The sequence below is a fragment of the Streptomyces canus 299MFChir4.1 genome (assembly GCF_000383615.1).
In the GTDB taxonomy this organism is placed as follows: Bacteria; Actinomycetota; Actinomycetes; order Streptomycetales; family Streptomycetaceae; genus Streptomyces; species Streptomyces canus_C.
The window spans coordinates 279652-292468 of the sequence record NZ_KB911586.1; the positions used below are offsets into that span (position 1 = coordinate 279652).

Consider the following 12817-nt stretch of genomic DNA (forward strand, 5'->3'; position numbering starts at 1 on the left):
CTCCTGGTACAGGCGTTGTAACGGCTACAGGCGTTGTAACGGCAGCTCCCCAGCCATACCCGCGGTTACAGCGGCAGCCGTCGGATCACCGCCCGCGGCAGATGCCGCACCGCCGACATCACCACCCGCAGCGCTCCCGGTACCCACACCGTCTCGGAGCGCCGTCGCAGCCCCAGCTCGATCGCGGTCGCGACGGCCTCCGGTGTGGTCGCGAGGGGCGCCTCCTCCAGACCGGCCGTCATCCTCGACCGTACGAACCCCGGGCGTACGACCATCACGTGCACGCCCGTGCCGTGCAGGGCGTCACCCAGCCCCTGCGCGAAGACGTCGAGGCCGGCCTTGCTGGAGCCGTAGATGAAGTCGGCGCGGCGGGCGCGCTCACCGGCCACGGAGGAGAGCACGACGAGCGAGCCGTGCCCCTGGGACTGCAACGCGCGCGCGGACACCAGGCCGGCCGAGACGGCCCCCGTGTAGTTGGTCTGCGCGACCCGTACCGCGGCGACCGGCTCGCGCTCGTCGTGGGCCTGGTCGCCGAGGATCCCGAAGGCGAGCAGCACCATGTCGATGTCGCCCTCGGCGAACACCTTGCCGAGCACCGCCTCGTGGGACTCGGGGTCCAGCGCGTCGAAGGCGACGGTGCGGACCTCGGCCCCCAGGGCGCGCAGTTCCGTGGCGGCCGACTCCAGGCCGGGGGAGGGGCGCCCCGCCAGCCATACCGTGCGCGTGCGACGCACGACGAGACGGCGGACGGTGGCCAGTGCGATCTCGGACGTACCGCCGAGGACGAGCAGGGACTGGGGAATGCCGAAGGCGTCCTTCACGAGCAGCTCCTTGGGAGGGCCAGAGACGTTCAGTGGGCTCAGTGGGCTCGGAGGGTTGAAGAGGGCTCAGAGCGTGAGGCGGCGGGACAGGTCGGAGGTGAACACCCCGCGCGGATCCAGCTCCGCTCGCAGCGCACGGAAGTCGTCGAGGCGCGGGTACATCGCGGCGAGCAGGTCCGGCCGCAGACGGGAGTCCTTGGCGAGGCAGACCCGCCCGCCGGCCGCGGCGACCTCCTCGTCCAGCTCGTCGAGGAGCGGGGCGAGGCCCGGCAGACCCGCCGGGAGGTCCAGGGCCAGCGTCCAGCCGGGCACCGGGAAGGAGAGCCAACCGGGGTCGGCGTCCCCGAACCTCTTCAGGACGGCGAGGAAGGACGGGCACCGCTGCCCGCAGACCCGCCGCACGATCCGGCGCAGGGCCTCCTCCTGGCCGTGTCCGACGACGAACTGGTACTGCACGAGGCCACCGCGGCCGTAGATCCGGTTCCAGTGCGGTACGCCGTCCAGGGGGTGGAAGAAGGCGGAGATCCGCTGCAACCGGCCGGTACGCGCGCGGGGCGCCTTCCGGTACCAGAGCTCGTTGAACAGCCCCACGGTCGTGCGGTTGACGAGCCCCTCCGGGAGGAACGCGGGCGGGGACGGGAAGCGCGGGGGCCGGAAGGCCAACGGGTCCCTACGCGCACGCGTGCCCCCGGCGAGGGGTCCCGGCGTCCGCAGCGCCTCCAACGGCGCGTGGTCGCCCCGGGTCAGCACCGCCCGCCCCGTCGCGCTCCCGCGGGCCAGCAGGTCGATCCAGGCGGCCGAATAGCGGTAACCGCGATCGCCGGTCGTCAGACGGGCCATCAGATCGTCGAGGTCCCGCGCGCGTTCCGTGTCGACCGACATCAGTGAGGTCTCGACCGGCTGGAACTGGACCGTCGCGGTGAGGATCATCCCGGTCAGGCCCATGCCGCCGGTGGTCGCGTCGAACAGGGGGGTGCCGCGGCGCACGGTGCGGATCTCGCCGTCCGCGGTGAGGAGTTCGAACGACAGCACATGGCGGGAGAAGGACCCGGACACATGGTGGTTCCCGCCGTGCACGTCGGCGCCGATCGCGCCGCCGACCGTGACGTAGCGGGTCCCGGGCGTCACCGGCACGAACCAGCCGAGGGGCAGCAGCACCTGCATGAGCCGGTGCAGGGAGACGCCCGCGTCGCACAGCACGGTGCCGCCCTCGGCGTCGATCGCGTGGACGCGGTTCAGAGCGGTCATGTCGAACACCGCGCCGCCGGCGTTCTGGGCCGCGTCCCCGTAGGCCCGCCCCAGGCCTCGGGGGATGCCGCCGCGGGCCCCGCAGCCCCGGACGGCGGCCACGGCCTCCTCGTAGCTCCGCAGGCGGATCGGACGGGCCGCGGTGGGGGCGGTGCGGCCCCATCCCGTGACGGGAACGGTGTCGGCAGACATGCCGGTGACCGTATCGCCGCTATAGCGGCAATTCGCTCGTAAACCTCACAACTCTCCCCGAAATGGGTGATTAATGGGATGTCGCCCAATATGTCTCTGCTGTGTACGGCGGGCCGGCACTCCTTCCGGTAGCCGACCGCCCCCGCAACCGCCCGGCACGCGCGGCACTCCCGCGTTTTCGGGGTACTCACACATCGGTCTTCCACCCGGAGGGCAAGATCCGATCATGGACTGGCTGAAGAGACTCCCCGTCGTCGGGCCCCTGTGGGTGCGCCTGACGGCCACGCACGCGTGGCGGTCGTACGAACGGCTGGACCGGGTGAAGTGGACCCGGCTGGCCGCCGCGATGACGTTCACCAGCTTCGTCGCGCTGTTCCCGCTGCTCACCGTGGCCGCCGCGATCGCCGCCGCCACGCTCAGCACGAAGCAGCAGAACGACCTCCAGAACAAGATCGCCGACCAGGTGCCCGGCATCTCCGACCAGCTGAACATCGACGACCTGGTGCAGAACGCCGGCACCGTCGGCCTCATCGCCACGGCCGCCCTGCTGTTCACCGGCATCGGCTGGGCCGGCTCGATGCGCGAGTGCCTGCGCGCGGTGTGGGAGCTGCCCGACGAGGACGAGAACGCGGTCCTGCGCAAGGGCAAGGACCTGGGCATCCTGGTCGGGCTCGGCGGCGCCGTCCTGGTCACGCTCGCCATCTCCACCGTCGCCTCCGCGCTGGTCGACCGGATCGGCGGCGAACTCGGCCTCCAGGAGGGCAGCGCGGGCCGGGTCCTGCTGCGGATCGCCGCATTCTCCATCGCGGTACTCGCCGACTTCCTGCTCCTGCTGTACGTCCTGACCCTGCTGCCCGGCGTCGAGCCGGGGCGCCGCCGGCTGTTCGTCGCGGCACTGACCGGCGCGGTCGGCTTCGAGCTGCTGAAGCTGCTGCTGAGCGGCTATATGCAGGGCGTGGCGACGAAGAGCATGTACGGCGCGTTCGGCGTCCCCGTCGCCCTGCTGCTGTGGATCAACTTCACGGCGAAACTGGTGCTGTTCTGCGCCGCGTGGACGGCGACGGGGAGCAAGGAGCAGGAGCTCACGGACGGGGCGAGCGCCGACGTACCAGATCCGGCAACGGCCAGCGGCGGTTGACGAGGAACGCGGCGCCCGCGAGCAGTACGAGGAGGCCGCCGGCGATCGCGAAGGCGGTCTCCATGCCACGGGAGCCGCCGCCGGCCGTGGCGGACGTGACGGGCTTCGCCGAGGCCCCCGGACCCGCGGACTGACCCGAGCCGCCGGAGCCGCCGCCCGCCTGCCCGGAGGTCCCCGACTGCGCGGCGCCCTTCGGCGGCACCAGCTCACCCACCGGCTGCACCTTGCCGGCCGCCTTGAAGCCCCAGTCGAAGAGCTTCGCGGTCTCCTTGTAGACCTCGTTGTGCTCTTCCTTCGACGGGTTCATGACGGTGACGAGCAGCACCCTGCCATTGCGTTCGGCGACACCGGTGAAGGTGGCGCCGGCGTTGGTGGTGTTGCCGTTCTTCACACCTGCGATGCCCTGGTACTGCGAGATGTCGTAGTCACCGCTCAGCAGCCGGTTGGTGTTCTGGATCTCGAAGGGCTTGCGGACGACCTTGCCCTTCTTGTCCTTCTTCGTCTCGCCAGGGAACTTCGCGGTGACCGTCGAGCAGTACTCGCGGAAGTCCTTCTTCTGCAGGCCGGAGCGGGCGAACAGGGTCAGGTCGTAGGCGGAGGAGACCTGTCCGGGGGCGTCGTAGCCGTCGGGGCTGACCACGTGCGTGTCGAGGGCCTGGAGCTCCTCGGCGTGCTCGTTCATCTCCGTGACGGTCTTGGCGACGCCCTTGTTCATCGCGGACAGGACGTGCACCGCGTCGTTGCCGGAGCGAAGGAAGACGCCGAGCCACAGGTCATGGACCGTGTAGGTCTCGCCCTCCTTTATCCCGACCAGGCTGGAGCCGGTGCCCATGCCCGCGAGGTCGGAGGGGACGACCTTGTGCTTCTCGGCCTTGGCGAACTTCGGCAGCAAGGTGTCCGCGAAAAGCATCTTCATGGTGCTCGCGGGGGGCAGCCGCCAGTGCGCGTTGTGCGCGGCGAGCACGTCGCCGGACTCGGCGTCGGTGACGATCCACGACCGCGCGGTGATGTCCTTCGGCAGCACCGGGACCCCGCTCGCCAGATTGACCTGGGTGCCCGTCTGGCCGAGCCGTGAGCCGCCCACGGTCGACATGCGGGCCGGCGGAGTCGCCGAGGGACTGGCGCTCGGTGACGGGCTGGGGGCCGCGAGGGCGACGGGCGCGGTCAGCGCGAGGGACGACAGGGCGGCGGAGGTGACCAGCAGGGATCGCCCGGCGGTCTTCTTATGGGGTGCGGACACGCTCAGGAAAGTACAGGGCCCGGAGTGCGAAGTCCCGCGGCCCGCTCCACCCCGGCGGTGGAACCGGACAGCGGCCCGCGATACTGGACCCATGAAGCTCAGCCGCCCCGTCTCCTGGTTCCTGCTCGCTTTCGGGGTGTGGAGCTGGATCATCTGGATCACTTTCGTCAAGAACCTCGTCAAGGACGCCAGCGGGCTTGCGTTCGACGACGCGGGCGACCCGACGGGGTACTTCTGGGTGCACCTGCTGCTGGCCGTCGTCTCCTTCGTACTGGGGACGGTCGTCGGGCTCATCGGGTTGCGTGGAGTGCGCGCACTGCGCCGGAACTCACAGCCGACCCCGGAGAGTTAGCAGAGCGTGGTCATCGTCTTCGCACTGCTAGCCCTGGCCGTCCTGGTGACGGCGAACTGGTACCTGTGGCGCCGCCTGGTCCGGGACGCCACGAGCGGGCCCGGACGGGTCCGCCGCGCCGGCGCGGCGCTCATCGGGGGCGGCTGGGCACTGGCGATCGCCGCCCTGGTCGCGGAGCGCACCGGCGCCCCCTTCTGGCTCCAGCGCGTGCTCGCGTGGCCCGGCTTCCTGTGGCTCGCGCTGTCGATCTACCTACTGCTCGCGGTCGTGGCGGGAGAGCTCGTACGGCCCTTGCTGCGCCGGTTCCTCGAACACCGGGACCGGCGCAAGGGGCCGGCCCCGGCCGCCGTACCGCGTCCGGAGCGGGTGCCTGCGGGTGCGCCGGCCGAGAACCCGCGGGGGGACGTGAGTCCGCCCGAGGAGCCAGGAACCCAGGAGCCAGGAGCTAAGGAGCCGCAGGAGCCCGGCCCGCCCGCCCCCATCACCGCCCCCTCCCGCCGCCTCTTCGTCTCCCGGGTCGTCGCCGGAGCCGCCGCCGCGGCCGCCGTGGGGACCGTCGGCCACGGCACCTACGGCGTCCTGCGCGGTCCCGGAGTCAAGCGGGTCACCGTGCCGCTGGCGAAGCTCCCGCGCGCGGCGCACGGCTACCGGATCGCGGTGGTCAGCGACATCCACCTGAGCCCGGTGCTCGGCCGCGGTTTCGCCCAGAAGGTCGTCGACACCATCAACTCCACCCGGCCCGACCTGATCGCCGTCGTCGGCGATCTGGTCGACGGCAGCGTGAAGGACCTCGGCCCGGCTGCCGCCCCGCTCGCCCGGCTCGACGCACGGCACGGCTCGTTCTTCGTCACCGGCAACCACGAGTACTTCTCCGGTGCCGCGCAGTGGGTCGAGGAGGTACGACGGCTCGGCCTGCGCCCGCTTGAGAACGACCGCACGGAACTGGCCTGGTTCGACCTCGCCGGTGTCAACGACATCGCCGGCGAGAGCGAGGGCCAGGGCCCCGACTTCGCCAAGGCCCTCGGTGACCGGGACACGGCACGCGCGTGCGTGCTCCTCGCCCACCAGCCGGTCCAGATCCATGACGCGGTCGACCACGGCGTCGACCTCCAGCTCTCCGGTCACACCCACGGCGGTCAGCTCTGGCCCGGCAACCTCCTCGCGAAGGCGGCGAACCCCACAGTCGCCGGCCTGGAGCGCTACGGCGACACACAGCTCTACGTCAGCCGAGGCGCCGGCGCCTGGGGCCCGCCCACGCGTGTGGGCGCCCCCTCGGACATCACGGTGATCGAACTGGCGTCGAAGCAGGCCTGAACGGCGGCCGGGCGATCTTCGCGGGGAGAGGCTGTGAGAGGGCTGTGAAACATGGCCGAAACTGCTCGCGGTAACGTCTTGCCCAACTCGACAAATCCCTCTTCCCCCAGGTGAAACACCTGTGATTAGGTGATTCGCGCCACTAGGGGGTGGCACGTGCATGGGGACCCATAGGGGTCAGGGGAGGGCAAACCGATGCGGTCGGTTCGCACGCGGGTTCTCGCGACGCTGCTCGTTCTGGGGGTTGTGGGAGTAGGCGGCTGGCAGTTGCTCCCGTCCGGGGGGAGCGGGGGCAAGGCGATCAAGGTGGGGACGACCGACGAGGTCACCTCACTCGACCCGGCCGGCGCCTACGACGCCGGTTCGTGGGCGCTGTTCAACAACGTCTTCCAGTCGCTGCTGGCCTTCGAGCCGGGCAGTGCCACACCCGTCCCCGACGCGGCCGAGAGCTGTGACTTCAAGGGCAGCGACCTGCGCACCTACCGCTGTGTGCTGCGCGAGGGCCTGAAGTTCCCGAACGGCCGCGAGATGACCGCGAAGGACGTCAAGTACTCCTTCGACCGGGTCAAGAAGATCAACTCCGATGTCGGTCCGGCCACCCTGCTGGACACCCTGGAGTCGGTAAGCGCCAGCGGCCGTACGGTCACCTTCCGGCTGTCCTCGCCCGACGCCACCTTCCCGTTCAAGGTGGCCACCGGAGCGGGCGCCATCGTCGACAGCACCAAGTACCCCGCGGGCTCCCTGCGCACCGACAGCGGCGTGGACGGCACCGGGCCGTACGAGCTGACGTCGTACACGAAGGGCAAGAAGGCGGTCCTCACGCCCAACGGCAGCTACAAGGGCGAGATCAAGAGCACCGGCCGCCCGGTCGAACTCGACTACTACGGCGGCTCGAACAAGCTGAGCGCCGCCTGGAAGGCCAAGCGGATCGACGTCGCCTACCGCCAGCTGCCACCCAACGTCCTCGCCGGACTCAACCCGAGCGACCCCGGCCAGCGTGTCTCGGAGGCCGACAGCTCCGAGGTCCGCAACCTCTACCTCAACACCCGCAAGGGCAAGCCGCTGCACGAGGTCAAGGTGCGTCAGGCCCTGGCCTGGCTGATCAACCGCGAGCAGCTGGCCGCCTCGGTGTACGAGGGGACCGTCGACCCTCTCTACTCGCTGATCCCGGCCGGCATCACCGGCCACACCACGTCCTTCTTCGACACCTACCCGGAGCCGAGCGTCAAGAAGGCGCGCGCCCTCCTCACCGAGGCCGGTGTGACCACCCCGGTCAGCTTCACCTACGGCTACGGCCTGACCAGCGGTTCAGCCGCCGCGGAGGCCAAGGAGCTCAAGAAGCAGCTGGAGGCGAGCGGCCTGTTCAAGGTGACGCTCAAGGGCTACGAGTGGACCGACTTCCAAAAGCGCTGGGCCACCGGGAAGCTGGACGCCTACGCGGTCGGCTGGGTGGCCGACTACCCCGACCCGGACACCTACGGCTCCCCGCTGGTCGGCACCGACGGCACCATGAACACCGGCTACAGCAGCAACCAGGTCGACCATCTGATTCAGGACAGCCAGCGCTTCGCCGACCGCGGCGAGGCCGAGCAGGACTTCCGTGACGTCCAGGCGTCGGTCGCCCACGATGTTCCGGTCATCCCCCTGTGGCAGGCCAAGGACTACGTCGTGACCAGCGAGGACGTCGGTGGCGGCCAGTACCTCTCGGACGGCACCGGCGTCTTCCGGCTCTGGCGCCTCAACTGGATCTGACCTCGGCCGACTGAGCGGACGTACGACTGGGGTCACTGCCCCGCACACGCGCGTACCGGCAGGGTGACCGTCACCGCGAGCCCCTTGCCCGGGGCCGTGGCCACCCCCACCTCGCCGCCGTGGGCCCGGACCACGCCCTGCACGATCGCGAGGCCCAGGCCGCTGCCCGCACCACCGCCGACCCGGAAGAACCGGTCGAAGACGCGGGCCGCGTCGTCCGCGGCCAGCCCCGGACCCTCGTCCGCGACACACAGCCGGACGACCCCGTCCTCCCGCTCCACCCCCAGCCGCACCGGCACATCGGCGGGCGTGTGCGTGCGGACGTTGCCCACCAGGTTGCCCAGGACCTGCCTGAGCCCGGACTCGTCGGCCCGCACCAGCAGGGAGCCCTCGGCGGCGACCTCGACAGGCCGGTCGGGCTGCTGCACCCGCAGGTCGTCGGCCGCCTCCCGCACCAGCCGGCTCAGGTCGACGTTCCTGAACCGCAGTTCGGGCTGCTGGTCGAGGCGGGCGAGGGTGAGCAGCTCGTCCACCAGCCGCCCCATCCGGTCCGTCTCCGCGAGGACCCGGGTCCAGGCCCGCTTTCGCTCGTCCGGGTCGGAGAGCATGCCCTTGTCGTACAGCTGGAGGTAGCCGCGTATCGCGGACAGCGGGGTGCGCAGCTCGTGCGAGGCGTCGGCGACGAAGCTGCGCAGCTGGGCCGCGCTGCGCTCGCGCGTGCGGTACGCCGACTCGACCTGGTGGAGCATGGAGTTGAGGGCGACCCGCAGCTGCTCGACCTCCAGGGTGGCCTCGCAGCTGGAGGGGATGCGCCGGGTCAGATCGCCCTCGGCGATCGCCGACGAGGTCTCCACCATGTCCTCCAGCGGCCGCATCCGGCGCCGGACGCTGAACATCGTCAGACAGGCCAGCAGCGCGAGCAGCAGGCTGCCGATCGCGAGATCGAGCCGGACGGCCTTGGCGACGCCCTGGTGCAGGACATCGGTGGGCGCGGCGAGCAGCGCGTACGTGCCGTCGCCGAGGCGGGCCGCCGTCGCGCGGTAGGTGGAGCCGCCCAGGGTGACGTCGTGCGGTGCGGAGTCGGCGGCGAGCGCGCGCGGGTCGCCCACCGCCTTCGCCAGGTCCCGCTGGGACTCGCTCGGATCGAAGCCGAGGATCCCGATCGGCTCACCCTTGCCGTCGACGGCCGCGAAGACGGTCCCCGCCGAGCGCTCCTTGTCGTCCTGTGCGGGGATGAGCCGTTCGCGGACGAAGCTCAGCATGCTCAGCGAGTCGATCTCCCGGAGCGTGAGCTCCGAACCGCCCAGGGAGTCCCGGGTCTTGATGAGCTGGCTGTCGATCTGGTCGAGCAGGTAGTACCGCATGCCCATCACGCTGACGGCGGTCGCCGCGACGATGCCGATCGCGAGCAGCGCCACATTGGCCAGCGTCAGCTTGCCGCGCAGGGAGTGGATGCCGTGTCGGCGACGAGACAGGAGGAACGTCATGCGAGCCCGTATCCGACACCACGCCGGGTGGTGATCACCGGCGGGCCCAGGGCGTCCAGCTTGCGCCGCAGGTAGCTGATGTAGGTCTCGACGACGGTCGACTCGGGCGGGGTGTGCTCGTACTGCCAGACGTGGCGCAGGAGTTGCTCCTTGGGGACGATCCGGCCGCCGTTGCGCACCAGGAAGCGCAGCAGCGCGTACTCGGTGGGGGTGAGCTGGACCGTGCGGCCGTCGCGGTGCACCGAGTACGTCGTCTCGTCCAGCTCCAGGTCGCCGTAGCGCAGTGGCGGCCGCTGCGGCAGGACGTCGGCGGGGCGGGTGCGGCGCAGGACGGCGGTGATCCTGGCGACGACCTCGTCGATGTTGAACGGCTTGGTGATGTAGTCGTCGCCGAAGCCGAGGGCGCCGACGATCTCGGCGGGGGAGTCCCGCGCGGTGAGGAAGACCAGGGCCAGGTCGGGCCGCCGCTCGCGCAGTTCACGGCCGAGGGCGCGGCCGTCGCCGTCGGGCAGCATGACGTCCAGCAGGGCCGCGTCCGGGCGGGTGCGGTCGGTGAGCGCGAGCGCCTCGCGGACGGACCCCGCGACCATCACCTCGAACCGGTGGTAGCGCAGGGCGATGGCGAGGACGTCGGCGATGCTCTCCTCGTCCTCCACCACCAGCACGGTGCCCGGACTCTTCGTCTCTCCCCCAGTCATGCCCCCAGTATCGGCCGGGCCACTGACAGTCGGGCCGGTTCGCCCTTTGGAGTTCCTTGAGAGTCATGGGCATCTCGTGTCCACGCGTGTGTGCCGCTGCCGATCCTGTTCCGCAGGACCTGGGGGACCGACCGACTACTGAGGAGAGTTGAGCGTGGCGGCATTGGCACGTTGGTGCTATCGGCACCGGCTGGTGGTCCTGTTGCTGTGGGTGGGGGCGTTGTTCGGGCTGGGCTTCTCGGCCTCGACGGCGGGCACGAACTACGCGAACGTGTTCTCCCTCCCCGACACGGACTCCAAGAGCGCGTACGACCTGATGGAGAAGGCCTTCCCGAACACCTCCGGCGACACCGACACGGTGGTCTGGAAGGTCGACGAGGGATCGGTGCGGGACCAGGCGGTGCGGGACCGGATCCGGCCCGTCCTGGACGACATCGCGAAGATGCCGGGCGTCGGGGCCGTGACCACTCCCTACGACGCCCGGGGGGCCGCGCAGGTCAGCCGGGACGGCACGATCGCGTACGCCCAGGTGACCTTCGTCAAGCGGGCGAACGAGGTGCCCAAGGAACTCGTCCAGGACGTCGTCGACACCGCGCAGGGGGCCGAGCGGGCCGGTCTCCAGGTGGAACTGGGCGGCCAGGCGATCCAGCGTGTGCAGGAACCGCCGCAGGGGCTGTCGGAGGGGGTCGGCATCGTCGCGGCCGCCATCGTGCTGTTCCTGGCGTTCGGCTCGTTCTTCGCCATGACGCTGCCGATCGCGATCGCCGTCTTCGGCGTGGGCACGGGCCTGTTCGCCACCCAGCTGCTCAGCCACACCACCGACGTCCCCGACATCGCCCCGCTGCTGGCCTCCCTGATCGGCCTCGGCGTCGGCATCGACTACGCCCTGTTCATCGTCACCCGGCACCGCAAGGGCATCCAGCGCGGCCTGGACCCCGAGGAAGCGGCGGTCACCGCCCTCAACACCTCGGGCCGGGCGGTGCTGTTCGCGGGCGGCACGGTCTGCATCGCGCTGGCCGGCATGCTGGTGACGCGACTGCGCTTCCTGGACGGCGTGGTGATCGGCACCTCGCTGACCGTGGTGCTGAGCGTCCTGGCCGCCACGACCCTCCTGCCGGCTCTGCTCGGCTTCCTCGGCCCGCGGGTGCTCAGCCGCCGCCAGCGGCGCAGGCTGGCCGCCCAGGGGCCGGAGCCCGAGGGCGCCTCGGGTCTCGCCGCCCGCTGGTCGACGGCCGTCCAGAAGCGCCCCCGCAGGACCGCCGCGCTCGCCCTGGTCTTCATGGCCGTGCTGGCCGTTCCCGTGCTGTCGCTCCGCCTCGGCGCCACCGACCAGGGCAATGACGACGCCTCGACGACCACCAGGAAGGCGTACGACCTGCTCGCCGAGGGCTTCGGACCGGGCTTCAACGGACCGCTCCAGGTGGTCACCGAGGGCCGCGAGACGAGCGCCCTGGTCAAGGGCCTCCAGGACACGCCCGGGGTCGCGCGGATGGCCGCGCTGCCGCCCGCACAGGGCGTCACCGTGATCCAGGTCGTGCCGACGACCTCACCGCAGTCCGTGGAGACGGACCGGCTCATCGACCGGCTGCGGGACGACGTCATTCCCAAGGCCGGGGTGGAGGCGCACGTCGGCGGAGTGACGGCCGTCTCGAAGGACTTCTCGACCGTCACGGGCGACCGTCTGCCGCTGTTCATCGCGACGATCATCGGACTCGGCTTCCTGCTCCTGCTGGTCGCCTTCCGCTCGCTGGTGGTGCCGCTGACGGCCGCCCTGATGAACCTGATCGCCGCCGCGGCCTCCTTCGGCGTCCTGGTCGCGATCTTCCAGTGGGGCTGGGGCCTGGAACTGCTCGGTCTCGGCAAGGAGGGCCCGATCAACGCCTTCCTGCCGGTCATCATGCTGTCCCTGCTGTTCGGACTCTCGATGGACTACCAGGTCTTCCTGGTGAGCCGTATGCACGAGGAGTGGGTGCACACGCGCGACAACGCGCGCGCGGTACGCGTCGGCCTCGCGGAGACCAGCCGGGTCATCAACTCCGCCGCCCTGATCATGGTCTGCGTGTTCATGGCGTTCGTCCTCAGCGGTGACTCGGGCGCGGCCGTGGCGGGCGTGGGCCTCGCCGCCGCCGTCGCCCTGGACGCCTTCATCCTGCGCACGGCGTTGGTGCCGGCCGCGATGCATCTGCTGGGCGACTCCAACTGGTGGCTGCCCAAGGGGTTGGAGAAGAGGCTGCCGCACCTGGCGGTGGAGCCGAAGGAGGAGGCGGCGCCCTCGCCCGGGGCCCGCGCGGCCGGTGGTCCGGCATCGGCCGTCCACGGCTTCGTCCGTACGGCGGACGGGGAGCCCGTGGAGGGCGCGGCCGTCACCCTGCTGTCGGGCGGGGGCCGTCAGCTGGACCGGGTGGAGTCTCTGGCCGACGGCTCGTACATCGTCTCGGTCCCGGCGCCGGGGACGTATCTGCTGGCGACCACGGCCCCGACGTACGGCTCGCGCGCGCGGCACGTCGAGGTGGGGGAGGGGCCACTGGTGTACGACGTCGAGCTGGTCGAGGGGGAGGTCGACGCCGTCAGCTGA

10 protein-coding genes are annotated in these 12817 nt (G+C 71.0%); 5 read left to right on the top strand and 5 right to left on the bottom strand.

Features of this window, described 5'->3' with window-relative positions:
- Nucleotides 1-65: 65 nt before the first annotated feature.
- The gene (locus tag H293_RS0114955; protein WP_020118674.1) at nucleotides 66-821 is read right to left on the bottom strand and encodes a decaprenylphospho-beta-D-erythro-pentofuranosid-2-ulose 2-reductase; all 756 of its coding nucleotides are present in this window, start codon (nucleotides 819-821) and stop codon (nucleotides 66-68) included.
- A 66-nt stretch (nucleotides 822-887) separates the two neighbouring features.
- A complete protein-coding gene (locus H293_RS0114960; protein WP_020118675.1) occupies nucleotides 888-2261 on the bottom strand; it encodes an FAD-binding oxidoreductase in 1374 nt (457 codons plus the stop codon).
- Nucleotides 2262-2487: 226 nt separating this feature from the next.
- Here H293_RS0114960 and H293_RS0114965 point away from each other — a divergent pair, with 226 nt between their 5' ends.
- Nucleotides 2488-3399, top strand: a complete 912-nt coding sequence (locus tag H293_RS0114965; protein ID WP_020118676.1) for a YihY/virulence factor BrkB family protein — start codon at nucleotides 2488-2490, stop codon at nucleotides 3397-3399.
- Here H293_RS0114965 and H293_RS0114970 read toward each other — a convergent pair.
- Nucleotides 3344-4639, bottom strand: coding sequence for a D-alanyl-D-alanine carboxypeptidase family protein (locus H293_RS0114970; protein WP_020118677.1), 1296 nt, complete (start codon nucleotides 4637-4639; stop codon nucleotides 3344-3346). The genes H293_RS0114965 and H293_RS0114970 overlap by 56 nt on opposite strands.
- Nucleotides 4640-4730: 91 nt before the next feature.
- Here H293_RS0114970 and H293_RS0114975 point away from each other — a divergent pair, with 91 nt between their 5' ends.
- From H293_RS0114975 to H293_RS0114985, 3 genes are all read left to right on the top strand, one after another.
- A complete protein-coding gene (locus H293_RS0114975) occupies nucleotides 4731-4991 on the top strand; it encodes an SCO4848 family membrane protein (RefSeq protein ID WP_007384221.1) in 261 nt (86 codons plus the stop codon).
- Between the two features lie 6 nt (nucleotides 4992-4997).
- Nucleotides 4998-6305, top strand: a complete 1308-nt coding sequence (locus H293_RS0114980; RefSeq protein ID WP_020118678.1) for a metallophosphoesterase — start codon at nucleotides 4998-5000, stop codon at nucleotides 6303-6305.
- Nucleotides 6306-6500: 195 nt separating this feature from the next.
- Nucleotides 6501-8057, top strand: coding sequence for an ABC transporter substrate-binding protein (locus H293_RS0114985; protein WP_028807859.1), 1557 nt, complete (start codon nucleotides 6501-6503; stop codon nucleotides 8055-8057).
- 32 nt (nucleotides 8058-8089) lie between these two features.
- Here H293_RS0114985 and H293_RS0114990 read toward each other — a convergent pair whose 3' ends face one another.
- The gene (locus tag H293_RS0114990) at nucleotides 8090-9544 is read right to left on the bottom strand and encodes a sensor histidine kinase (protein WP_020118680.1); all 1455 of its coding nucleotides are present in this window, start codon (nucleotides 9542-9544) and stop codon (nucleotides 8090-8092) included.
- Nucleotides 9541-10242, bottom strand: coding sequence for a response regulator transcription factor (locus H293_RS0114995; RefSeq protein WP_007384225.1), 702 nt, complete (start codon nucleotides 10240-10242; stop codon nucleotides 9541-9543). The genes H293_RS0114990 and H293_RS0114995 overlap by 4 nt, the downstream gene beginning before the upstream one ends.
- Before the next feature lie 163 nt (nucleotides 10243-10405).
- Here H293_RS0114995 and H293_RS0115000 point away from each other — a divergent pair, with 163 nt between their 5' ends.
- Nucleotides 10406-12817, top strand: a complete 2412-nt coding sequence (locus H293_RS0115000) for an MMPL family transporter (RefSeq protein WP_020118682.1) — start codon at nucleotides 10406-10408, stop codon at nucleotides 12815-12817.

Coding starts and splice junctions, on each gene's coding strand:
- H293_RS0114960 (WP_020118675.1), bottom strand. CDS start 2,261: ATGTCTGCCGACACCGTTCCCGTCACGGGATGGGGCCGCACCGCCCCC.
- H293_RS0114965 (WP_020118676.1), top strand. CDS start 2,488: ATGGACTGGCTGAAGAGACTCCCCGTCGTCGGGCCCCTGTGGGTGCGC.
- H293_RS0114975 (WP_007384221.1), top strand. CDS start 4,731: ATGAAGCTCAGCCGCCCCGTCTCCTGGTTCCTGCTCGCTTTCGGGGTG.
- H293_RS0114985 (WP_028807859.1), top strand. CDS start 6,501: ATGCGGTCGGTTCGCACGCGGGTTCTCGCGACGCTGCTCGTTCTGGGG.
- H293_RS0114990 (WP_020118680.1), bottom strand. CDS start 9,544: ATGACGTTCCTCCTGTCTCGTCGCCGACACGGCATCCACTCCCTGCGC.
- H293_RS0114995 (WP_007384225.1), bottom strand. CDS start 10,242: ATGACTGGGGGAGAGACGAAGAGTCCGGGCACCGTGCTGGTGGTGGAG.